Raw genomic sequence first — 23,208 nt, 5'->3', positions numbered from 1 at the left:
AGCTTGAAAGCGGCTAGTAACGAGAAATAAACACATAGAGGAGAAAATGCTTATGTTATCAGTATTAGGAAAGCTTCGCTGGTTTTTTGAGGAAAACTGGCTGCGTTACACAATTGCTGTGGTGCTGCTGCTGCTGGTCAATATTCTGGAAATTATTCCGCCCAAATTGCTTGGTATGACGATTGACCAAATTCAGACCGGCACATTTACACCAGAGGTTCTGCTGCAGTACATCGCTCTGTTTATCGGGCTTGGTATTCTTACTTATACTTTGACTTACTACTGGATGTACAATTTGTTTGGCGGAGCCCATTTGATTGAAAAAATTCTAAGAACCAAATTTATGGGTCATCTTTTGAAAATGACACCGACCTTTTATGAGAAAAACAGAACCGGGGATTTAATGGCAAGGGCAACAAACGACTTAAAGGCTATTTCCCTGACAGCCGGATTTGGCATTCTCACCTTGGTGGATTCCAGTATGTTTATGCTGACAATCCTCCTGACAATGGGTATTCTGATCAGCTGGAAGCTGACTTTTGCAGCTGTTTTACCGCTGCCTATTATGGCAATTGCCATGAGCATTTACGGAAAAAAGATACACAAGCGTTTTACCGAAGCACAGGATTCTTTCGGAGACTTAAATGATCAGGTTCTGGAATCTGTCGCAGGTGTGAGGGTAATCCGGGCTTATGTCCAGGAGCGGGCGGATATTGAAAGGTTCAGAAATACTGCAACAGATGTTTATAATAAAAACATCAGCGTTGCCAAGATTGATGCTTTATTTGAACCAACGATGAAGCTGCTTGTGGGACTCAGCTATTTAATCGGCCTGGGTTACGGGGCCTTTCTGGTCTTTCAAAATGAAATTACTCTTGGGGAACTTGTTTCCTTTAATGTGTATCTCGGAATGATGATCTGGCCGATGTTTGCAATCGGAGAGCTGATAAATATCATGCAAAGGGGTAATGCCTCTCTTGATCGCGTGAACGAGACACTTTCCCACACCCCGGATGTTCAGGATCATCCTAATCCGCATAGCAGTTTAGAGGCGGATACCATTGAGTTTCGCTCTGTCAGCTTCACCTATCCTTCTTCAAAAGTTGAAAATTTAAAGAACGTCAGCTTTGGGGTGAAGAGAGGAGAAACAGTCGGCTTGGTCGGCAAAACAGGAAGCGGAAAAACAACAATTGTTAAACAGCTGGCACGCCAATATCCTATTGGTACTGGAGAAATCACGATTTCAGGTACACCCATTGAACATATTCCTTTAGAGACGCTGCAAAGCTGGATCGGTTATGTGCCGCAGGATCATATTCTTTTTTCCAGAACAGTCAGGGAAAATATTCTCTTTGGCAAAAAAGACGGCAGCGATGATGAGCTGCAGAGAGCCATTGATCTCGCATTTTTCAGGAAAGATCTTGAAAATCTTCCCGATGGTCTTGAAACGCTGGTTGGTGAAAAAGGTGTTGCTCTTTCTGGGGGACAAAAGCAGCGGATTTCGATTGCGAGGGCATTGCTGATTGATCCTGAAATTCTTATTCTGGATGATTCATTATCTGCTGTGGATGCAAAAACAGAAACAGCTATTATTGAAAACATACGAAGAGAGCGTTCAAATAAAACGACCTTTATTACAACACACCGACTATCAGCAGTGGAACATGCTGACTGGATTCTGGTACTGGATGACGGAGCAGTCATTGAAGAGGGAACACATGAAACGTTAATTGCCTCTGATGGATGGTATAAAGAGCAGTATGACCGTCAGCAGATAGAGGCAAAACAAGAAGGCGGTGATTCCGCATGACAACGGGAAAACGACTTTTGCAATATGCGATGATTTACAAAAAAACATTAATCGCCGCCCTGTTGATGCTGACAATCGCAGTGGCTGCTGAACTTACCGGCCCATTTATTGCTAAAAAGATGATTGATGACCACATACTTGGCATTGAAAGAAGCTGGCATGAAACAACAGCGGGCAGTGACTCAGTTTCTTACAATGGAACGTTCTTCAAGAGAAGCGACAGATTTCAAGAGGGAGAGAAGATGGGAGCGGAATCACGTATCCTTCAAGTAGGCCGCGAGTATTACTTCATTTCCCAGCCAATTGAATTTGATGGAGAGCGGAGCATCAGCGGAAATGAGCTCCTTATCAGCAGAAATAATAATGAAGCAGCTTACCCGGCCCAGAAGCTGGATAGAAGTGAATTGTTTTCATTTTATGAACCTGAGATCAGCGGTTTGAGAAATCTGGTCTTCCTGTATTTTGGTCTATTAGTCTTTGCATCTTTTTTTCATTACGGCCAGCGATATTTTCTGCAGGTCACTTCGAATAAGATTATTCAGAAAATGAGGATGGATGTGTTTCAGCATATTCAAACACTGCCGATCTCCTATTTTGATAATCTGCCGGCAGGAAAGGTTGTTGCCAGAATCACAAATGACACCGAGGCGATCAGGGAACTTTATGTCGCCGTGCTCGCTACCTTCTTTACAAGCGCTATCTATATTACAGGTATTTACACAGCGCTGTTTTTACTGGAGCCGAAACTGGCCCTGATCTGCATGATTATTCTGCCGATACTGGCAGTCTGGATGATCGTTTACCGCAAATTTGCGTCCGGCTATAACCATAAAATTCGTTCACTCATCAGCGATATCAATGCGATGATCAATGAGTCGATTCAAGGCATGACAATCATTCAGGCATTTCGCAGGCAAAAGGAAACCACACGCGAATTTGAAGAATTGAATCACCAGCATTTTACTTATCAAAATAAACTGTTGAGCCTTAATTCGCTCATGTCCCACAATCTTGTCGGCTTTATCAGAAATGTGGCTTTCGTGGCCCTGATCTGGTACTTTGGCGGTGCATCCTTTACAGCCGGCACGGCTGTATCCATGGGTGTTCTCTATGCCTTTGTTGACTACCTGAACCGCCTGTTCCAGCCAATTTCCGGGATTGTCAACCAAATGGCCCAGCTTGAGCAGGCAAGGGTAGCTTCTGAAAGGGTATTTACGCTTTTGAACGAAAGAGGCACCGAGGTAGTCGAGGAAATTGTACCGCGGTATAAGGGGAATGTGGAGTTTAGGGATGTTTCTTTTGCTTATAAAGAACCTGATTATGTATTGAAAAATATCTCTTTTCAGGCTGCACAGGGTGAGACTCTCGCCTTGGTCGGGCATACGGGCTCCGGCAAAAGTTCCATCATGAATTTACTGTTCAGATTTTATGATATTCAAAGGGGAAGCATTACCATTGATGGAAGAGACATCTACAGCCTTTCAAGACAGGAGATCCGTCAGCACATGGGAATCGTACTGCAGGATCCGTATCTGTTTACGGGAACTGTAGCAACCAATGTCAGCCTGCAAAGTCCGTTCATCTCCAGGGAAGACATAGAAAAGGCATTAAAGGATGTAGGGGCTGAAAAGCTATTGCAGCATCTTCCTAAGGGATTTGATGAACCTGTCATTGAAAAAGGAAGCACCCTGTCCTCAGGACAAAGGCAGCTGATCTCTTTTGCGAGGGCGCTGGCATTCAACCCTGCCATTCTCATACTTGACGAAGCCACCGCAAACATTGATACAGAAACAGAATCCATTATCCAGGAAGCTCTCGAAGTACTAAAAAAGGGCAGAACCACATTTATCATTGCCCACCGCTTATCCACCATTAAAAATGCAGATCAAATCCTCGTCCTCGATAAAGGAGAAATTGCTGAAAGAGGCAACCATGAGCAACTCATGAAGCTGAAGGGCAGATACTATCAAATGTATCAGCTGCAGCAAGGAAAGCAGCAGCAAAAAGCGGCTTCAGGATTGTAAAAGTGAAAACCAGGCTGATAAGGCGGCCTGGTTTTTTTGATGGCCGGGATACGAAGGGGATTGCGAAAGCGTGTAACTTGTTGTGGTGTTTCGTTAAAGTATGTTGGGAAAAAGTTTGAAGATCGTATAACAAAGCACCCTGTTTTGTTCTACTATGTTGGAGATACTATAACAAAGAGCGTGCTTTTGTTATAGTATGTTGGAAAAAGTCGAAGATCGTATAACAAAGCACCCTGTTTTGTTCTACTAAGTTGAAGATACTATAACAAAGAGCTTACTTTTGTTATAGTATGTTGGAAAAAGTCGAGGATCGTATAACAAAGCACCCTGTTTTGTTCTACTATGTTGAGGATACTATAACAAAGCACCCTGTTTTGTTCTACTATCTTGAAGATACTATAACAAATCCCCCGGTTTTGTTCTATTATGGCGAAGATACCATAACAAACCGCTCTCCCTGCTTAAAGTATCTCGGTAAAAAGTAGATAATCCTATAACACCCCCCTTATTTCTGTCCTAACATCTCAAAATCACTAAATCACTACCACCACCTCCCAAATACCAACTCAGCAAACTTAAGCTTGTCAGCCATGGACAAGCTTTTCCGCCTGTTCAAAATGTTCCAGCAACATTCCAAGTGAAGGTATTAAGCCGCCACGCATACCTGATCTCCAGTATTCATCCATCGTTCTGTGCTTCTTCATTCAAGATGAGAATTCACCCTGCAAACTGATTCTTCTGTAATTCAGTTGAAGTTGACTGAAAAGACTTCGTCAGGGAAAAATTAAAGGGAGAGCAGCAGTTTCATTTTATTGACAATAAAGAGACAGTTGCTATATGATTCAATACGTAATTATGAATTCCGATAGGAATACAGGAGGTTTTAAGATGAAAAAGTACTTACTCATTGCTCTTACCGCTTTTTTCATGTTTGCTTTGGCAGCATGCGGCACGAATAACAATGGTGCTGAGCAGGAGAATCAGCAGGAGAATACTGCAGAAGAGAATGCTTCGGAAGAGAATACTGCAGGAAATAATGATGAGGCATTATACAATCAGGTGAAAAATGACGGGGTGCTGCGTGTCGGCACAGAAGGGACATACCCTCCATTTACATTTCATGATGAGAGCGGCAAGCTGACAGGGTTTGATGTGGAGATTGCAAAAGAGGTTGCAAAGCGTTTAGGCGTTGAGGCTGAGTTTTCTGAAACTCAGTGGGATGCTATGTTTGCAGGATTGGATTCCAAGCGTTTTGATATGATTGCCAATCAGGTTGGTATTCGTGAAGATCGTATTGAAAAATATGATTTTTCAGATGCTTACATCAGCTCTGCTGCTGTGCTGGTGACCAACAAAGACAACACTGAAATTCAAAATTTTGAAGATATTGACGGCAAGCAGTCTGCACAGTCACTAACAAGCAACTACGGAACTATGGCAGAGGAGCTTGGTGCAGAACTGGTTGGAGTTGAAGGGTTTAATCAGGCAATTGAATTGCTTGTTCAGGGCCGCGTTGATACGACAATCAATGATAAATTGTCTGTGCTGGATTACTTAAATCAAAAGCCGAATGCTCCGATCCAAATTGTTGCTGAAAGTGAAGATGCTTCTGAATCTGGACTTATGTTCCGTAAGGGAAGCGGAAAATTAGTGGAAGAGGTAAATAAGGCACTAGCGGAAATGAAAGAAGATGGAACGTACGCATCTATTTCTGAAAAGTGGTTTGGCGAAGATGTATCTGAATAATTTGATGATGGACCCGGAGCGTTTTGACCGGCTTGTCCAGATTGCACAAAGTTCCCTTCTCCCTATGGTGAAGGGAGCTTTGTATAATACCATCCCTCTGACACTGATTTCCTTTGTCTTGGGACTGGCGCTGGCTGTTCTGACAGCACTTGCCCGAATTTCAAAAATGTCTTTTCTTCAGTGGATCGCGAGAATTTATGTTTCCATCATTCGAGGTACTCCTTTGCTTGTTCAGCTGTTTATTATATTTTACGGGCTGCCCACCCTTAATATCAGTATTGATCCTTTTCCTGCCGCAGTGATAGGTTTTTCGTTGAATGTGGGCGCCTACGCATCGGAAGTGATACGGGCAGCCATCCTTTCTATTCCAAAGGGGCAGTGGGAAGCTGGTTATTCTGTGGGTATGAATTATGTTCAGGCGCTTCGGAGAATTATCCTTCCTCAGGCCGCCCGTGTTTCTGTACCGCCATTATCCAATACATTTATCAGCCTTGTGAAAGATACATCGCTGGCTTCGCTTATTCTGGTAACAGAAATGTTCAGGGTCGCCCAGCAAGTTGCTGCACGGACTTATGAGTTCCTGCTCCTATATACTGAAGCCGCACTGTTATACTGGGTCATCTGTTTTCTGCTTTCTCTGATTCAGCAGCGGCTGGAAGGAAAATTTGACAGGTATGTCTCAAGGTAAAAGGGAGTTTCATATATGATATCAATTCAGGGCTTGCATAAGAATTTTGGAGAACTGGAAGTTCTCAAAGGGATAGATCTGCAAATTGAGCAGGGAAAAGTGGTAGTTGTGATCGGGCCTTCCGGCTCTGGAAAAACAACTTTTCTCAGATGCTTGAACGCTTTAGAGCTGCCTTCAGAGGGAAGAATTTCCCTGGATTCAACTGCAATTGATCTTTCCGAAAAAGTATCCGGAAAGCAAATCAGTGAATTTCGCCGTCTCACCGGGATGGTGTTTCAAAGCTACAACTTGTTTCCGCATAAAACTGCATTAGACAATGTAACAGAAGGTCCGATTGTTGTGAAAGGCGTGGGGAAGGAAGAAGCACAGCGAAAGGCAAAAGTTCTTCTGCAAAAAGTGGGACTTGGGGAAAAAGTGAACGAATATCCTTTTCAGTTATCAGGCGGTCAGCAGCAGCGTGTTGGAATAGCAAGAGCTCTTGCCATGGAACCAAAGGTGATGCTGTTTGATGAGCCAACCTCAGCCCTTGATCCTGAATTGGTCGGCGAAGTGTTAAAAGTGATGAAGGATTTGGCTGCCGAAGGAATGACAATGGTGGTTGTGACCCATGAAATGCGCTTTGCACGGGAAGCTGCCGATGAGGTTATTTTTATGGACAATGGTGCTATTGTGGAAAAAGGGAAACCTGAGGATATTTTTAAAAATCCGAAAGAAGAAAGAACCAGGCGGTTTCTCCGTCTGATTGGGGAATAAGCCTGTTTTTAAGCCGCAGTGTAGAAACTGCGGCTTTTTGAATGAAATGAGAGCCTCACTAGTTGATTACCTTTTTGAAAAGAGACTGAAAAACGAGGGGGTCATATAGGTACTGATCCTTCAAGATGGACCCCCCTACAAACAAGATCAAGTGCAGCTCCGCAGTAGTAAGCATCTTCTCCCAGCTCCTTAGCACCTTCTTACGATTATATATGGGAACTTGTAAGGCTTTGCTACTAACAGAGCTGCATTCTTTATTTCAAGTTAAGGGTTCTTCCTTCAGCTCCAGGAGAATCTTCCGGCTCGCTCTGATTATTTTCAGGGTTATGATTGAGTGCCTCTCCAGTTTGCGAACCATATTTTCCGCTAACATACTTTGCCTTATGTTCTTCCTGTACTTTTTTAAATTTATCAAAATCTTGATTAACCATGATAAGCCCTCCATTCACAGTGTATTCGTCGGTAGTTTTCCCCTGGAATATCAAAAGTATGATGAAAATTGGGGGCTGAAATGAGTGGCCGGCGAATAAAACGGGTATATCATTTATGTACAGCAATTACTGAAAGGATGGGGTAAGCATGGAGAAAAAGCAGAATCAGCCTGATACAACAAAGCTTGCAGACCGATATTTTGAAACAGATGATTATCAAAGGGATGATGAGCTTTCTGCAGGTCTTGCCAAAACACATGAGCAGGTAACAGATGATTATTATGAAGGTACAATAGAAGGTAAGATGGAAAGAGATAACGGAGAAACAATCGATATCCCCCGTGAAGGATTTGAAGGGGTTACTAAAAAAGACACTGAGTAATTCAGTGTCTTTTTCCATGCAAAAATTCATGAAGCAGATAGTCTACGAATTGTTCATCCTTTGCAAGCCACGCTCTGTGTTCCCGTTTTAGACTTCTTTCTGCATCGGAGAAGGATTGAAACTCCTTGAAGTCATGGTGATTTTTCAAGACCTTCCATTGATTCTCCTGCACCTCGTATATAAAGTAGGAATGACCTGTCTCATCTACATAGAGCACTCCTTTAGAAGTTTCCTTCAAATTATATGAATTGTGCTGCGGATCTTCTTTGATTGCCTGCAAATGAAAGGTTTTTTCGACAAAGTACTGATAGGCCTCAGCTGTAAGGGAGCTTCCAGATGCTTTGGCATGTCCGCCGCCGCCAAATTGTCCTGCAACTTCAGACACATCTACGGAATCATGAATGGTCCTGAATCCCATTCTTCTGCCGCCGATATTTAGTATTGCTATGTAATCCAGGTGAGGGTGCACTTTCCCAAGTTCGTTTCCGAGCTCCGAATGGTAGGACTCTGCATAGACAACTCCGGCAACATGTCCGCCAATTTGGGTCTGTACAATTTCACGTTTTTTGCGGCGGAGATACCGCTCTATCTTTTTCTCTTCCATTTCTAATATTTTTTCCTCAAAGTCATCAAAGAAAAAGGATTCTTCTGAAGATAATCTGCTGACCATCTTTTCTTCAAATTCATCAATGGAGATTAAATAGAATAAGTCGTTCAGCCGTTTGGCTGCTCTATTTTCATTCTTCTCCCATTCCCAAGTGTCATACTGCCTGACCAGCTCAACAAATTCTTTTATGGCTGAAGAAGGCTGAAGAAGTTCTTCCTCTGTTAAATAATCATAAAAAAGGGAGGTAGCAGAAGTGAGTCTCTCGTCAGGGTATTTTACTGTGACATTTCCCCAGGAATGCTCGTTAAGATGGAGGGACGTTTTGTGGTGATCAATGAGATTGACACTGCCTCCTTCTTCAGTAAACAGATTAAGTCTGCTTTCATTCTCTTCATTTACAGATAAGTCTGTAATAAACAGCTGTTCTTCTTTGTCTCCATGCTCAAGAAACCACTCTACTTCCCGGTTTAAGCCTGATATAGAGTTATAACGGATGGTAACATCATCTTTAAAAGCGCATTTAGCTAAGATGCCGCAGCCGACACCGTCCAAATCATTGTGGGTAAGCAATCTGTACAACATGTTCACTCCTTTTTTGTTAGTTATGGAGTCTCAGGTCTTATTCTATCCTTTTTCCAATAAAAAAACAGCTGTCTCGGCAGCTGTTTTTTACTAAGATTGTATTTCGGCTTTTGAAAGAAGATCCTGCGGAACCAGTAAAAGCTCAAGAGAAGACTGATCAGCCGGCAGAAGTTCACATTCTCCATTTCGATATACATACACAATCCGATACATTTTTTTATTATAATAAACGAAATCTCCATTATTCATTGTTACTCATCCTTTTTGATTCTTTCATGGTTCTCTACCTATACCCGCTTTTTCATAGATGTAATCATTTTTGTGAAATTCACGGTACTTAGTTGGGAGTTTTTCTCCCTGCATAGGCTGATATCGGAAGAGGAGAGGCGGATCCTTAGCATGAATGAGATGTGTTTTCGTTAAAGCTTACACTATGACAGACATAAAAAGGAGATACTCTCGAGGAGTATCTCCCGGCAATATTATAAAATTGTTATCTTTGGTTATAGCCGCTCATAGATTGCTGAGCAAGAGATACCAGACGTTTCGTGATTTCTCCGCCAACAGATCCGTTAGCGCGTGCAGTAGTTTCAGCACCAAGGTTTACACCGAATTCAGAAGCGATTTCATACTTCATTTGTTCGATAGCTTGAGCTGCACCAGGTACTAATAATTGGTTTGAAGAATTGCTTCCAGTTGAGTTCTGAGCCATGTTTTGTCAACTCCTCATAATGAATTTTTTTTGGTTGGGCTAGCTGGAATTGAACCAGCAGCTAGGTCGGAATGACCTATTGCCAAGCCTGGCGTAACCCAGTGATGTAAGGTGCTGCTTGGTTGTTACTAGTATTATGCTTAAAAACAAAACATCTATTCCAGCTGAAAATTGGTAATTTTTTCTGGTTGGAAGAAGGGTGTGTACATATTCTAAGGGGATGTGAGAATGATAAAAGCGATGATACAGGAGGAGTGAGTGATAGTATGACAGTCTGCCCTCTTTGCAACGGTTTTTCTGAGGAAATCAGCCAATGTCCCAACTGCAGTTCCATGATGGAAGATAAGGGCCGTTTTACGGATTATTTTGATGATTACAGTGCTTATATGGATATTGATGTGATGAAGCTATTTGATGGAATGCCGAATTCCCTGGAAAAACATCAGTGCCTGCATCTTTTGTATTGTTCCCGCTGCGGTCATGAACATATACTTGCCGCCCATGATTAAATACCGAAAAAACGGCACTCCCAAATGCGCGGGAAGTGCCGTTTTTTTATTGTTTTATTTTTCGAGTGATGGGCGGACTCTTTCCTCAGTATCTTTATCAAAGAAGTGCACCTTGTTCATGTCGAGTGCCAAAGGAAGGATCTGGCCAGGGTTTACGTCAGTGCGGGAGTCAACACGAGCAATAAATTCTTGTCCGTCAACCTGGGAGTAAAGCATTGTTTCTGCACCCATCAGTTCGGCAACATCAATTTTTGCATCAAGCTTGGATCCTTGAGAAGACTCAATGAATACTGGCTCATCATGTACATCTTCCGGACGGATTCCCATGATGATGTCTTTATTTACATAGCCTTGCTCTCTAAGGAATTTCATTTTGCCTTCAGGTACTTGAACAGCAAATTTACCGATTTGGAATTTTCCGTCTGTCAATTTTCCAGTCAGGAAGTTCATTGCAGGAGAACCGATAAAGCCGCCTACAAATACGTTTTCAGGTCTTTCATATACTTCTTTAGGAGAACCAACCTGCTGGATAAGGCCATCTTTCATAACAACCAGGCGGGTTGCCATTGTCATGGCTTCTGTTTGGTCATGCGTTACATAGATGGTCGTTGTGCCAAGGCGGTGATGAAGTTTTGAAATTTCAGCACGCATTGATACACGCAGCTTTGCATCAAGGTTGGAGAGCGGCTCATCCATAAGGAATACTTTTGCATCACGTACAATAGCACGCCCCAAAGCAACACGCTGACGCTGACCTCCGGAAAGAGCTTTTGGTTTACGGTCTAAATATTGTTCAAGACCAAGTATACGTGCAGCTTCTTTCACGCGTTTTTCAATTTCCTCTTTAGAAAATTTACGAAGTTTAAGGCCGAATGCCATATTATCATACACGTTCATGTGCGGGTAAAGTGCGTAGTTCTGGAACACCATCGCGATGTCACGATCTTTTGGCGCCACATCGTTCATACGCTTTCCATCTATGGAGAATTCACCTTTTGAAATTTCTTCAAGACCGGCAATCATACGAAGAGTTGTAGATTTACCGCAGCCTGAAGGACCAACGAAAACGATGAATTCTTTATCTTGGATATGAAGGTTGAAATCGCTTACAGCTGTAACATTTTTATCGTAAATTTTAAAAATATGATCGAGTACTAATTCTGCCATGTTGAGTTCCCCCTAATATATGCTTGCTTTCTTGACTTAAGTGTAAAGGAACTGGGCAGATACTGTAAATGTACAAGATGCACAAAAAAATGTAAGGGCTTTCGTGCACCGTGTACACTTTGCACTGTTTCACCTTAATTCTCCGGATTATGGCCGGGAATATAATGAATGAACAGATAGGCAATGACTGATTGTGGATAGTGCTTTAAATCAATGCCGGTTTTTTCAATAAATTTTTCTATACGGTATTGCAGGCTGTTTCGATGCATATAAAGCTTTTTTGCAGCCATGGAAACATTCAGATTGCTTTCGAGATACACTTTAATGGATGTGATCAGCTCCTGATCGTTCAAGCTTTCGGAAACCAGCTCTGAAAAAAAGTGCTTCTTGTTAAGCTGAAGTGGTTCAATAAAGGCATAGACGGGAAGAGCCTCATAAAATGTCAGCAGCCTTTTTTGCTGAAGAACAGGCACGGTTTTTCTGAAAATCTCTGTCTCGCTTTTCACTTTAAAGTGCAGCGAGGGATCATACTTATGCAGCTGTCCCGCCTGGATAGCCGGTTCTATGTAAAAATCAGAGGTAATGGTTTCAATTAGCTGAATCAATGTGCTGTGGTCAAAAACCGGCTCTGGGTGCTCTTCAATGATGATGGCAGAGCAAGGATTTTTCCAGATGATCAGGGCATGCAGGAGGGTGGCTTTAATAGCTTCTTCCACCAGGTAGATATCCTCTGCCGGCTGCTTTGTCTGATAATAATAAAACCGCACAGTATCTGAATTGAAAGACGGAAGTTCTCCTCCTTCCAATAAATAGCTGTGCCACTCCTGTTCTCTTGTTCCCATCGTAATCAGCGGCTCGCTGCTCCATGTCTGTTCCTCGAACAGTGAGGTCAGCAAGTTCAGCTCTGCAGAAGAAAGTCTGGTTCTTCTAATTCCGAAAACCTCTCCTGCATCACTTGTAAAATAGATGAACGCATCATGGGGAGCAGCAATATTTGTTGTAAAATCATCTTTATAATTCTTTCTGAGTTTTTCAATCATGAGTGTGTACTCCTTTAGCATTCTTGAATAAGAGGAAATAAAAGTTTGAGACAAGCTGCCATATCCCCATTATACAGAAAGAAACTGCCCCTATGAAAGTCACAGGTAATAGGCTGAGCAGACACTGTCACTTAGAGTTTATTAGATGTGACTGAAAACAATCAAAAAAAGATGCCGGAAATAAATCTAACTCCAGGATTCGAGTTTGTCTGAGATCTATTTTGTTCAAAAATATAGATAGAATTTCCCGGCCGGGGTAGAGCCGCTTCTCTGGCTGCGCTCAGTCCAGGTCTCGACTATCCTGCTTTTCCTGCAGAAGTCGCCACCCTCCGTTGCAGTCAACTTCATACACTAAAACAATCTTATGTATCTAGTGGTAACCTGACCAACCATGATGACAATAAATCAGTTTGAACGCTAACAAATTGAAGTGGTAGCGGTTGATCAATAAGTACCACAAGATCATTCCTTTTTCGTGTCATAAATTTAAAGAAATTGGCAACTTGGACTCTGCAAGGTGCTTGATCTTAACTTTAAGTCAATTTGAGTCAAAGTACTAAGCATATAACTGCTGATTGGAGCGGAGCGTGTTTGACTCCTGGGGGATTAGGGGGAGGGGTCAGACCCAACAGGAGCATCAGCGGCGAGGTGCTCGCCGCCCGCACCTCAGTAAGCAAGCACCCGGAGCGGAAATCAGCTTTTTCCCCACCTTTCCTAAAAAAATAAAGGCAGCGAGAAGGATTCTCACTACCTTTTGTCTGAAGCCGGAAATAAATACAGGCTTCTATCAGTCATATACATGAAAAAGCATCAATTCGTGGATCTGGGATGCAATCACATCTTCCTGTTCTGACGGGGGCATAACGGTACCCCATTCAATCTGGCCGTTTTTGTGATAAATTCCCTCATAGCGGGAACCGTTGAAATGAAAGGAAATTCTCCATCCCGGCAGTGTTGACTGCTTAAACAGCGGCCTCCATTGGAAATGAGTGATCATATGCTCACGCCCTTTCTCAAAATCTCTTCCTGTTATGTAATTAATACACCATAAAAAGAAAAAGTCCTTTGAGAAATTTCTGGATTTATTATAGAGGTGAGGCGAAGTGTTTAAACAACTTGGCGAGAAGCCTGTTTCTTCTGTTCTGAATATGGGCTTCGTCAAACTTCATAGGCTTGGAGTTTACCTCCAGCAGATGCAGGGTTCCCTCAGGACTGCGGCAGACATCCATTGAAAATTCTGCAAGCTGTCCATAAGCATCACTGAGGGTGCTGCCAGCTTCATCAGCCAGCCAGTTTAAAATGGTGTCTTCCTGCTTGATATTGGCTTCAGAAAGCGGCGCGGCTTCTCCCCCTCTTGGCACATGTGTTGTGATGCCTTCAGCTGAAGCTTTGCGCACCCCTATTCCAGCTATTGTATAGATGTTTGTATGGGGATCAAATACGGCAGAAATCCGGAAATCAAATTTTACATTTCCAATGGTGTCCGATTGAATTTCCTCCTGCATGATATAGGGCTGCTCTTCTGTCACAATTTTCATTTTCCCCCATAGGGCTTCAGGAGAGGGAACAGTGGCATCTTCTTCAATCGTTGAAAGCCGGAATACGCCCTCAGGCTTTACGGAGACTTTCATAATTCCTTCCCCCTGGCTTCCGGCAGTTCTCTTAATATATAAGCTGCGTTTTTCATTTAAAAATGCTAAAAAGCTGCCAAAGTCATCAAGTGCCTTGGTTTCCGGAAGAAAAGGACTCAGCTCGTTATTTTGTGACAGCAGCTGATACACATCCCATTTATCAAAAAAGGAGGGATTCAATAAGAGTGTGGATTTTTCCTCCAATAGCTGCAAACTTCTCTTAATTTCCGGAGATTGTTCTTCCAGGACAGTGGGAACACGGTTGAATACGACAGAAGGGTAGGGCATTTTCTTTTTAATCCACTCTTTGGCAGAAAAAGAATAAATGTAACCGGCGATATACTGTTCTGACATATCCTTCGCTGTGAAAACAAAGGGAATCACTCCTTCGCGTGAAATGGCAGACATCAGCCCTTTTAAAAACGAAGAATCTGCTCTGAAAGAAGCAGATTTTCTAGCTGTGCCAACTAATATCCCGACTGTACAGAAATCCTCCTTTGTCTTCATAGAGGAAGGTCCTCAGGGTTTTTAATCGCTCTTTCAGCAAGGTAAAGCGCGTAATCGACTGTGTGTCTGCGCGCATTTATATCAGCAGTTTTCAGCTTCGGATGATCAAAAATTGATCTGCCGGGCTTGGAGTTTGCTTCAAACATCCATACCCTGCCATTGTTATCAATGCCGAGATCAAAGCCGATCTCACCGATCATTCCGTCTATAGATCCATCAATCGATCGGCTGAGACAGATGGCGGCAGATGTTAATTCATCCAGGGCAAGCAGCCTGTCTTTTGGTTCGCTGTAGAGCTCTTCTAAGGTTTTTACGATGCCTCCATTATTCAGGTGGGTCGTTGCACTGCCCCTTCCTGAGATTTTTGCGGCAATTGCTGTCACCTTCCACTCATTGGTTCTGTCTTTATTCGTATGCACTCTAAAATCAATCGGGCATTGCTGAAACTTTTCCAGTTTGATTCCCTGCTGTGCAAGATAATTTTCAAGATGCTTTCCCTGAAAGGAGTGCTTGAAAAAATGCTCCAGAGCAGGATATTTGCGAAGCTTGTTTTCCCCGCTGTCAGGATCTCTGTGCCGCGAATAATACATAGCATCTTCTCTGGAATACATAAGCTGAAAAATGCCGTTGCCCAATGATCCGTTTACAGGCTTCAGATACACACTTCTATAATCACTCAACAGCTGTTCCAGCTGCGAAAGGGAAGGGTGCAAAATTGTTTCCGGGAGGTATCTGCGTGCGGTGCTGTCTTTTATCAGCAGCTGATGTATTTCCCATTTATTAAAAAAGCCGGGATTGTACCAGGGGATGGCATATTCCTTTGTTAACCGTGCTTTGACCAGCTTGAGGGCCCGATGGTTTTCAAGTCTGCGGTTTGGCAGCCTGTCGTAAACAACGCTTGGCAGCGGCAGGTGTCTTTGTTCCCAGCCATCCTTGCCATAAATAAAGCCGTTGACAATGCCCTTTTCCCAGTTGATATGATGTGCCCCAAATAAAAAGGACGGCATGCCTGCAGCGGAATCAATTGACAGGAGCTTCGCAAAAAACAAGGAACGTTCACCTGCCGGCCTTAAAATGGAATCAGTAAAACCTGCAGTAAAGATGCCGAACAGGGGTCCAAGATGGATGGTCCCTTCGTGCAGCAGGATGTTTGTTTTCTGCACAGGAAAAAAGTGAAGCAGCTCTGCAAGCCCTTTTGACATTTTCATTGCATCCTGCGGCTGATCATGAAAGGCTACTGTGCAGGGAGCCTCAATTGTTCCAAAAGCCGCCTTGCCTGCTCCCTCCATTGAAGCTTCCAGCGGCAGTGATAAATGGGGGGAAGGATTATCTGTCAGAATCACTTTGTATAAGAAGTGTTTCATTATTATCTTCAGCTCCTTGCTTTGTCGAAAAGAGATACTTGCAATAGATAGCTGGTGCATGGTAAAGATCCTCTGCCATATCGGGAAGTGTTTCAAGGATTGCTTTTCTTCCCGGTTTGGAATTAATGTCCAGTATCCACATGGATTGATTGGCAGCAATGCCTATATCAATCCCTGCTTCAAACAATGGGGAATGTTTTTCATCCAGTGTCTTTGTTAAAGACTGAAGAATCGTCTTCAAATCATCTTCAATCAAATAACGCTGGTTGGCAGAGTAGGAGGAGATCCACTCTTGATAGGAGACAGGTTCTCCTCCCGCATAAAGATTGGAAAGATATGAATGCTGATAGCCTCTTCTTACGCTGATTCCGCGCTGTACCCACCCGCCTGTTCCGTCTTTTTGAAGAAGAATTCTTACGTCAAAAGGATATCCTCTCCTGTCACTGAGGTTCAGCAGGGGCTGGAGAAGATAGGGGGAGCTGGAGGAAGAAAGAATGGCGGACAGCCACTTTTCAAATTCCTCAAGGCTTCTGAATGATTTCACCTTTTTTTCTTTGCCGGCATGATACGAAACAGAAATACTTTTTCGGTCCAGCGATACAGCCATCACGCCTTGTCCCCGGGAACCATGCTGGGGTTTGAGGAGGCAGCTTCGTTCTTTTAATAAAAAAGGAGTCACGTCGCTGCTTCTTTTTACCTCTGCAGTGTAAGGAAGATAGGGAGCAAGATCTCTATCCTGCTTCAAACTGCTGTATACTTCAAATTTATTGGGCAGCCCCTTACCAAGAAAAGTGATACCCGGCTTATTTTTCAGCCATTCCACAATGGGCTTTGCTTTTTTCGAGCAGCTATCCCGCTTGTAGAAACACCGGTCATAAATATAAGGCGGAATGGGGAAAGAGGAAGAAGTCCAAACCGCCTCCTCTGCATTATATTCTTCTCCATTTACAAGGTGGCTGTCGGGCTGGATGCCCTCAGGACAGAATCGTACCAGTTTTACTCCATGACTGTTTGCTCTTTTTGCAATCTCAGCCGCATGAATTCTTTCATGGTCAGGATGAACCGTCATAAAACCCAGCACTATCTTCATTCTTTTCACTCCTCATAGTCAAAAAAACGGCTTAAATATAAACAAAAGTCAATAATGCCCGCTGCAGATGGCCTTGCTTTAAGCGGGTTGAGGCCGGGGTCGCTTTTGGAAGGTTTGGTATTCACTTCAATGATCCATGGATTTCCCAAACAGTCCAGAGCAAGATCAATTCCAAATTCGCCAAAAATTCCTCCCGCTTCAGCGCTGACCACTTCGGAAACTTCAATAGAGAGCTCGTTTAAAAGCTTTCTGAGATGATAAGCCTTGTTACGGTCATACAGTTGTGACAGTATTTCCCGGGGCTGAAACAGCTCTCCGCCCTGGGCGATATTGGAAACAAACTGATTGCTGCCTGATACCCTGGCAACTGCTGAGGAAACTTTCCAGGTATAGTCGCTCTTTTGATGGCAGAGTATACGAAAATCCATTGCCGAACCCCTGTATGATAAAAGGTCAATGCCTTTCTGAATAAGATAAGAAGACTGTTTCAAGTGTGGATATAAATGGGAATATAAATCCTTGAAGGTTGAATGTTCTCTGATAAATTCGCCAGAAAAAGTGGTATGATCGGCTAGATAGCCGCTTTCACTGCGGATGATTCTAAGAATCCTCCTTCCCTGGCTGCCGTGAACAGGTTTGATAAAAGTTGTATCTTCTGCGGTGATAAAGTCCTGCAGCCCTGCTTTGGTACTCAGCAGTTCAGTTCTCGGAAGGTAGGGCCTTAAATAGTCATTTGCATACAGAATTTGATGCGTTTCCCACTTGTCTAAAAATCTGTCGTTAAAGTAAGGAACCATATGCAGATTCAAGTCAGCGGAGAGTTCTGTAAAAGCAGCTGATTTCTCACTTCTTCTGGAATGAAGCCTGTTATGGACCACATCCGGATAGGGCATGTCTGCCTTCAGCCATTTTCCGTCAGAGTAATAATAGCCGGACATACTTCCATTCTTGTAATCATGAAGAGAGAAAACGTAGAAAAAACATCCCCTGATCGTACAAATGGATTGCAGTTCTTCGCAATACTCATGAATGCTGCCGAAATGAACATCTCCCCCGGCGCTTTTTGCTTCAGTTAATACTGCAGCAACCGGACCGAGAATCAATTCGCCATTTTGGTATTTCGCATGAAGCATGTGTTCAGCAGCAGGAATGCGGAGTTCACTGAAAGCTGATTGGGGCGCTCTGATAACAAAGCTTTCTTCATCTATAATTACGAAGGGGAGGCAGGTCCTATTCCTTCCCAGGGAAAGATTCGCGATGGTGCTTTGATCATGCAGCCCGAAAACGTCTGTAAGGGCCTTGCTGATGAATAAGCAATCTTCTTCGGCACCGGCCGGCGTCAGCATGATAAGTCTGTGAGTCATAATACAAACCCCTCATTTGCTCCCATTCAATACAAACACTATAATGTGTGTATTGGGCATTTATCATGACATATGTTATTCAGCATCATTGAAATCGGTGAGACAGATCAGAAAGGCAGATGGAGATGAACGGAATTATTTTGTTTTCATTCATGGTCATAATTGGTGCAGCCATTGGGGGTGTCACAAACTCCCTGGCAATTAAAATGCTGTTCCGACCTTATAAACCGCTGTATGTATTTGGGAAAAGAGTTCCTTTCACACCTGGGCTGATTCCGAAAAGACGGCCTGAGCTTGCTGAACAGCTTGGCAAAATGGTTGTGAACCACCTTTTGACAGCAGAAGGCATGAAAAAGAAAATTGCCGGAGAAGCTTTTCAGCGCCAGGCAGGAGCCTGGGTGTCAGATGAGGTCAGCAAGCTTTTCAGGGAAAGAAAGACGCTGAATGAGCTGGCTGAGAATTTTGGAATAGAGTCGCTGGATGAAAAAATAAAAGCAGGTCTTCATGGGCTGGCAGAAGACAAATTCACGGCATTTTTTCAGAAAAATGCCAGCAGTGATCTGGATGAGGTTATACCCCAAGCTCTACTTCAATCAGCAGATAAAAAAATTCCCGAACTGTCAGGGTATATCGTACAAGGCGGTATTCAGTACTTTGACAGCCTGGAAGGAAAGCAAAGATTGAGCAAAATGATCGACGATTTTCTTGCAACCAGAGGGATGCTCGGCAATATGGTCCAAATGTTTCTGGGTAATGCAAGCCTCTCAGATAAGGTTCAGCCGGAAGTGATAAAATTCCTGAGAAATCCGGAAACAGAGCTGCTCATCAGATCTCTGATTGAAAAAGAGTGGAACAAGCTGAAGGAGAAAAGTGTTGCGGAAATCGAGATCATGCTAGACAAAGAGAAACTCCTGCATTTAATAAAAGAGGGAATATCAAAGCATTCCGGCATTACCGAGATGTTGAATGAGCCTGTTTCTTCAAGTGTGATCCGGAAGCTGGAAGAGCCTGTGTTAACACAGGTTGTGCCTGCTGCAATACGAAAAACAAGCCAGTATCTACAAAAAAATCTGGATGTCCTGATGGCTAGGATGAATCTTGATGAAATTGTCAAGGAGCAGGTGGATTCTTTTGCAGTAGAACGGCTGGAAGATATGGTTCTGTCTATTTCCCGAAAAGAATTTAAGATGATTACGTACCTTGGCGCCCTGCTTGGAGGCCTGATAGGAGGAGTCCAGGCGCTTGTTGTATTTATGCTGTAGGGGCCAGGTCCATGCAAAAGGAAGAATTGTTTGTTATAGTTGGTAGGTAGGATTGCATAGTGTAATTTGAAAGGAGTGTTTCACATGGCAGTCAATATTTATGATGCTGCATACGATCTTGAAAAAGCCCTCCGGAACAGTGAGGAATATAAAGGTCTTAGAGCGCTGTATGATGAAGTAAATGCAGACGAGTCTGCAAAGAGAATGTTTGACAATTTCAGGGATATTCAGCTGAGACTTCAGCAAAAGCAAATGGCAGGCGAGGATATTTCCCAGGAGGAAATTGAACAGGCTCAAAAGACCGTTGCCCTTGTACAGCAGCACGATAAGATTTCAAAGCTGATGCAGGCTGAACAGCGAATGAGCATGGTTATTGCTGATTTGAATAAATTAATCATGAAGCCTTTGGAAGAGCTTTACGGCAGTGCAGCAGAATAATAAAACAGAAGCCCCTTATGCAGTGTAGGTGAAAAGGGGCTTTTTTTATTTTCAATATACAGGTAAAGGTTAAAATACCAAAGGAAGAAGAATGCTTTTGGAAGTAGAACTTGCCAAACTGTCTCTTCGCTGTAATAATAGTGTAAGTGCTTACAAAATTAAATTAATTAATGTTCTAAAAAATCATTTATAACTCTGTTGATTTATTGATAGATCATTAAAGGTTCTGGCAAATTCTATTAAAAAATGAGCAGAATTTATAAAATGCTAGTATGATGAACAGGGAAATCAAAGCATAAAGGACAGGCAGGTGAATGAAAAGTGGCAAATGGACATGTAATAGGGAGCTTTCAATTAATGAAGTCTCTAAACCGCTCATTAATTCTTAATTTGATTCGTTCTAAAGGTACCATTTCTAGAGCGGAAATAGCGAAACAAACAAAGCTTACTCCTCCAACAGTCACAAATATTGTCAATGAACTGCTGGTTGAGGGTTTGGTAGAGGAGGGACATGCAGGGCCTTCAAACGGCGGCAGAAAACCTATTATGCTAAGAATTAATACAGCAAACTTTTTTGTCATTGGAATTGATGTAGGAGAAAAAAAAATCCGCTTTGCTGTAACAGATTTAAATGCGAATATCATCGGCAGGCAGACAGTTCGGCTGGCAGAAGCAGTTACAAAAGATCAGTTAGTGCAAACAATAATGAAACAGATTTATATGTTAGTTGATGAAAGTGCAATTTCTTTTGCAAAGATTCTCGGTATTGGTATTGGTATGCATGGAATTGTTGATCATGAGAAAGGAATAGCAGTGTTTGCACCCAACCTAAATATGAAAAATATACCTCTGAAAGAACTGCTGGAGAAAGAGTTTCATATCCCGGTAAAAGTTGAGAATGATGTAAGGGCGATGGCGCTTGGAGAATCCTGGTTCGGGAATGGAGCCGATTACGAAGATATCGTCTGTATTAATGTGGGTTATGGAATCGGAGCGGGAATCATTATGAAAAACCGTCTATTTAGAGGTCAGCATGGGGTTGCCGGAGAAATTGGCCACACCGTAATTGATTTGAACGGTCCTGCATGCAGCTGCGGCAATTACGGATGCCTTCAAGCGATTGCAGCAAACGACGGAATGAAAGCGTATGTGATCAAGCAGATGGCATTGGGAAGAAATACGATTATTTCAAGTTTAGTAAACGGAAATTTAGAAAAAGTTAGCGGAAAGGTCATTCATCAGGCTGCATTAGCAGGTGACGCACTTGCCATGGAGGTACTGGAAAACAGCGGCAGATATTTGGGTGCCAGCATCGCAAATCTTATTAATGTATTAAACCCGGAAAGAATTATTATTGGCGGAGGCATATCCAGGGCAGGCGCTTATATATTAGATCCAATCATAAAAGTAGTGGAACAAAGAGCTTTGAACGCAGAAGCGAAAAAGACTAGTATTGTTCAATCTAAATTAAAGGATAAAGCCACCCTTATTGGTGCTGTTACACTTGTTCTTGCAGATTTATTTTCTATTAACTATGAAAGTCCAAAACAAGTAATTTAATAATCTCTAAAAGAAAACCCTTTCATTTTTTAAAATAATATGATAATTTACTAGTAGTTAGTTATTTTAATTAAGTAATGAAGGTTTCCGCTTTTATTTTTAGAAAAAATGTAAGCGGATACAAAAACAAGGGGGAAATATTATGAAGAAATTCCTTGCCATTTTTCTTACCTTAGTTCTTGCGATAGGTGTGCTTGCAGGTTGTTCTGGAAGCGGTGCATCTAGCGGAGCTGACGGGGAAGTAACTGGGGAGATAACAGTATGGGGCTGGAACGTAGCTGCAGAAGCCATGGAGCTTGCAGTTCCGGAATTCAAAAAGAAATATCCTGATGTTGAGGTAAAGCTTGTTGATATAGGAAGACTTGATCTTTATGACAAACTTACCGTAGGCCTGGCGGCAAACGGGGCAGGGCTTCCGGATGTTATCTTAGTAGAAAGTGACCGCTTGGACAACTATAAAAAAGAATTTCCAAATGGGTTTTTAAACTTGTCGGAGATGGGCTATGACGCATACGATGATAAGTTTGGCCCTTCAAAAATGTCGGCAGTAAAGAACGAGGATGGGGAATTTGTGGCTATGCCATGGGACATTGGACCAACAGGGGTTTTTTATAGAGTAGATCTTTTTGAACAAGCAGGGGTAGACCCAGCTTCCATTGAAACGTGGGATGATTTTATTGAGGCAGGGAAAAAAATTAAGGACACAACGGGTGCTCAAATGGTTCCGGTTGATGTTGCAAAGGATGACGCACTGTTCAGAATGATGCTGAACCAGCAAGGTGCATTTTACTATGACGAAGAAGGGAACATTGATTTTACATCTCAAGAGGCTGTAAACGCTATGACAAAAATCCAAGAGCTTCACCAAAATGGACTTGTAGCAAATGTTGATGGCTGGGATGGCACTGTAACTGCTACTGTTAACGGAACGGTTGCAACTGTACCTTTTGGAGTTTGGTATTCAGGAACTATTATGGATCAAGCAAAAGAACTGGAAGGAAAGTGGGATGTTATTGAGCTTCCTGCATTTGAAGAAGGTGGAAACCGTGCGGCTAACTTGGGTGGCTCAGATATAGCAATTCCTTCTGCTTCTAAGAATAAAGAGGCGGCTTATGCATTTGCTGAATTTTTTACAACTGATAAAAATATTCAGGTAGCTGCTTTAAAAGAAAAGGGAATCTTTCCTTCATTGCTTGAAACTTATGAAGATCCCTATTTTGATGAAGAAGTACCATTCTTTAACAACAAACCCGTTTACCGGAAATTTGCAGATCAAGTAAAAGATATCCCTCCTGCCAACTATACAAATGATTATCCGAGGGGATTAAAATATGCAGCAGACGCACAGGCATCTGCCCTGCTGGACAAGCAAGAGCCTGCAGCAGCATTGGAGACTGCAGCAAAGCAACTAGCAAATGAAACAAAACGTGAGATTAATAACTGAACAGTTTGTCTGAGCAGCTTGGCCATGGGCCAAGCTCTTTCTTGCAACACTTACTAAAGTAATTTAACAAACACGTAGCCATGAGAGGAGGAGAATA

General features: G+C 42.7%; 22 protein-coding genes. 11 read left to right on the top strand and 11 right to left on the bottom strand.

All coding sequences use genetic code 11. The features are described from left to right. Window positions 1–52 precede the first annotated feature (52 nt). From bmrC to GJU40_RS04915, 5 genes are all read left to right on the top strand, one after another. Window positions 53–1,810 carry a multidrug ABC transporter ATP-binding protein BmrC gene (gene bmrC / locus GJU40_RS04935; protein ID WP_154306639.1) on the top strand — a complete coding sequence of 586 codons (1,758 nt, stop codon included), beginning with the start codon at window positions 53–55 and terminating at the stop codon, window positions 1,808–1,810. Then, window positions 1,807–3,834, top strand: coding sequence for an ABC transporter ATP-binding protein (locus tag GJU40_RS04930; protein ID WP_154306638.1), 2,028 nt, complete (start codon window positions 1,807–1,809; stop codon window positions 3,832–3,834). Before bmrC ends, GJU40_RS04930 begins: the two co-directional genes overlap by 4 nt. 888 nt (window positions 3,835–4,722) lie before the next feature. Beyond that, a complete protein-coding gene (locus tag GJU40_RS04925) occupies window positions 4,723–5,580 on the top strand; it encodes an amino acid ABC transporter substrate-binding protein (RefSeq protein WP_154306637.1) in 858 nt (285 codons plus the stop codon). Continuing rightward, a complete protein-coding gene (locus GJU40_RS04920; protein ID WP_154306706.1) occupies window positions 5,567–6,268 on the top strand; it encodes an amino acid ABC transporter permease in 702 nt (233 codons plus the stop codon). Before GJU40_RS04925 ends, GJU40_RS04920 begins: the two co-directional genes overlap by 14 nt. A gap of 15 nt (window positions 6,269–6,283) precedes the next feature. Continuing rightward, window positions 6,284–7,021: an amino acid ABC transporter ATP-binding protein gene (locus GJU40_RS04915; protein WP_154306636.1), complete on the top strand. Its 738-nt coding sequence runs from the start codon at window positions 6,284–6,286 to the stop codon at window positions 7,019–7,021. Between the two features lie 254 nt (window positions 7,022–7,275). On the opposite strand, the gene GJU40_RS04910 is transcribed toward GJU40_RS04915, so the two are convergent. Beyond that, entirely contained in the window at window positions 7,276–7,452 is a 177-nt protein-coding gene (locus GJU40_RS04910) for a hypothetical protein (protein WP_154306635.1), read from the bottom strand. 148 nt (window positions 7,453–7,600) lie between these two features. On the opposite strand from GJU40_RS04910, the gene GJU40_RS04905 reads away from it, so the two are divergent. Then, window positions 7,601–7,834: a YozQ family protein gene (locus GJU40_RS04905; RefSeq protein WP_154306634.1), complete on the top strand. Its 234-nt coding sequence runs from the start codon at window positions 7,601–7,603 to the stop codon at window positions 7,832–7,834. Window position 7,835: 1 nt separating this feature from the next. Here the strand turns inward: GJU40_RS04905 and GJU40_RS04900 are convergent, their stop codons facing one another. The 3 genes from GJU40_RS04900 to GJU40_RS04890 form a co-directional block, all read right to left on the bottom strand. Then, window positions 7,836–9,020 (bottom strand): DHH family phosphoesterase, encoded by a 1,185-nt coding sequence (locus tag GJU40_RS04900; protein ID WP_154306705.1) that lies wholly within the window; start codon window positions 9,018–9,020, stop codon window positions 7,836–7,838. Window positions 9,021–9,113: 93 nt separating this feature from the next. Then, window positions 9,114–9,272 carry a hypothetical protein gene (locus GJU40_RS04895; protein WP_154306633.1) on the bottom strand — a complete coding sequence of 53 codons (159 nt, stop codon included), beginning with the start codon at window positions 9,270–9,272 and terminating at the stop codon, window positions 9,114–9,116. Window positions 9,273–9,516: 244 nt separating this feature from the next. Then, window positions 9,517–9,735 carry an alpha/beta-type small acid-soluble spore protein gene (locus GJU40_RS04890; protein WP_154306632.1) on the bottom strand — a complete coding sequence of 73 codons (219 nt, stop codon included), beginning with the start codon at window positions 9,733–9,735 and terminating at the stop codon, window positions 9,517–9,519. Between the two features lie 254 nt (window positions 9,736–9,989). Between GJU40_RS04890 and GJU40_RS04885 the strand changes: the two genes are divergently transcribed. Next, window positions 9,990–10,244: a hypothetical protein gene (locus GJU40_RS04885; protein ID WP_425481197.1), complete on the top strand. Its 255-nt coding sequence runs from the start codon at window positions 9,990–9,992 to the stop codon at window positions 10,242–10,244. 54 nt (window positions 10,245–10,298) lie between these two features. Here the strand turns inward: GJU40_RS04885 and GJU40_RS04880 are convergent, their stop codons facing one another. The 7 genes from GJU40_RS04880 to GJU40_RS04850 all read right to left on the bottom strand — a co-directional run bounded on the left by GJU40_RS04880 (window position 10,299) and on the right by GJU40_RS04850 (window position 18,407). Beyond that, window positions 10,299–11,411 (bottom strand): ABC transporter ATP-binding protein, encoded by a 1,113-nt coding sequence (locus GJU40_RS04880; RefSeq protein ID WP_154306631.1) that lies wholly within the window; start codon window positions 11,409–11,411, stop codon window positions 10,299–10,301. 134 nt (window positions 11,412–11,545) lie between these two features. Continuing rightward, window positions 11,546–12,451 (bottom strand): helix-turn-helix domain-containing protein, encoded by a 906-nt coding sequence (locus GJU40_RS04875; protein WP_170289331.1) that lies wholly within the window; start codon window positions 12,449–12,451, stop codon window positions 11,546–11,548. Between the two features lie 787 nt (window positions 12,452–13,238). Continuing rightward, window positions 13,239–13,448, bottom strand: coding sequence for a YheE family protein (locus tag GJU40_RS04870; RefSeq protein WP_154306629.1), 210 nt, complete (start codon window positions 13,446–13,448; stop codon window positions 13,239–13,241). 88 nt (window positions 13,449–13,536) lie between these two features. Next, window positions 13,537–14,589, bottom strand: coding sequence for a YheC/YheD family endospore coat-associated protein (locus GJU40_RS04865; RefSeq protein WP_154306628.1), 1,053 nt, complete (start codon window positions 14,587–14,589; stop codon window positions 13,537–13,539). Beyond that, window positions 14,586–15,953: a YheC/YheD family endospore coat-associated protein gene (locus GJU40_RS04860; RefSeq protein WP_170289330.1), complete on the bottom strand. Its 1,368-nt coding sequence runs from the start codon at window positions 15,951–15,953 to the stop codon at window positions 14,586–14,588. The genes GJU40_RS04865 and GJU40_RS04860 overlap by 4 nt, the downstream gene beginning before the upstream one ends. Further along, on the bottom strand, window positions 15,916–17,043 hold the full coding sequence (locus GJU40_RS04855) for a YheC/YheD family endospore coat-associated protein (RefSeq protein WP_154306626.1): 1,128 nt from the start codon (window positions 17,041–17,043) through the stop codon (window positions 15,916–15,918). The genes GJU40_RS04860 and GJU40_RS04855 overlap by 38 nt, the downstream gene beginning before the upstream one ends. Window positions 17,044–17,048: 5 nt before the next feature. Beyond that, window positions 17,049–18,407 carry a YheC/YheD family endospore coat-associated protein gene (locus GJU40_RS04850; protein WP_154306625.1) on the bottom strand — a complete coding sequence of 453 codons (1,359 nt, stop codon included), beginning with the start codon at window positions 18,405–18,407 and terminating at the stop codon, window positions 17,049–17,051. A 125-nt stretch (window positions 18,408–18,532) separates the two neighbouring features. On the opposite strand from GJU40_RS04850, the gene GJU40_RS04845 reads away from it, so the two are divergent. From GJU40_RS04845 to GJU40_RS04830, 4 genes are all read left to right on the top strand, one after another. After that, the gene (locus tag GJU40_RS04845; protein ID WP_170289329.1) at window positions 18,533–19,669 is read left to right on the top strand and encodes a DUF445 domain-containing protein; all 1,137 of its coding nucleotides are present in this window, start codon (window positions 18,533–18,535) and stop codon (window positions 19,667–19,669) included. An 84-nt stretch (window positions 19,670–19,753) separates the two neighbouring features. Then, window positions 19,754–20,107: a YlbF/YmcA family competence regulator gene (locus GJU40_RS04840; protein WP_154306623.1), complete on the top strand. Its 354-nt coding sequence runs from the start codon at window positions 19,754–19,756 to the stop codon at window positions 20,105–20,107. Window positions 20,108–20,428: 321 nt separating this feature from the next. After that, on the top strand, window positions 20,429–21,667 hold the full coding sequence (locus tag GJU40_RS04835; RefSeq protein WP_343031405.1) for an ROK family transcriptional regulator: 1,239 nt from the start codon (window positions 20,429–20,431) through the stop codon (window positions 21,665–21,667). 142 nt (window positions 21,668–21,809) lie between these two features. Then, on the top strand, window positions 21,810–23,111 hold the full coding sequence (locus tag GJU40_RS04830; protein ID WP_154306622.1) for an ABC transporter substrate-binding protein: 1,302 nt from the start codon (window positions 21,810–21,812) through the stop codon (window positions 23,109–23,111). Window positions 23,112–23,208: the final 97 nt, after the last annotated feature.

It is taken from the genome of Metabacillus lacus, from assembly GCF_009674805.1.
In the GTDB taxonomy this organism is placed as follows: Bacteria; Bacillota; Bacilli; order Bacillales; family Bacillaceae; genus Metabacillus_C; species Metabacillus_C lacus.
This window is presented reverse-complemented; position numbering and strand designations above follow the sequence as displayed.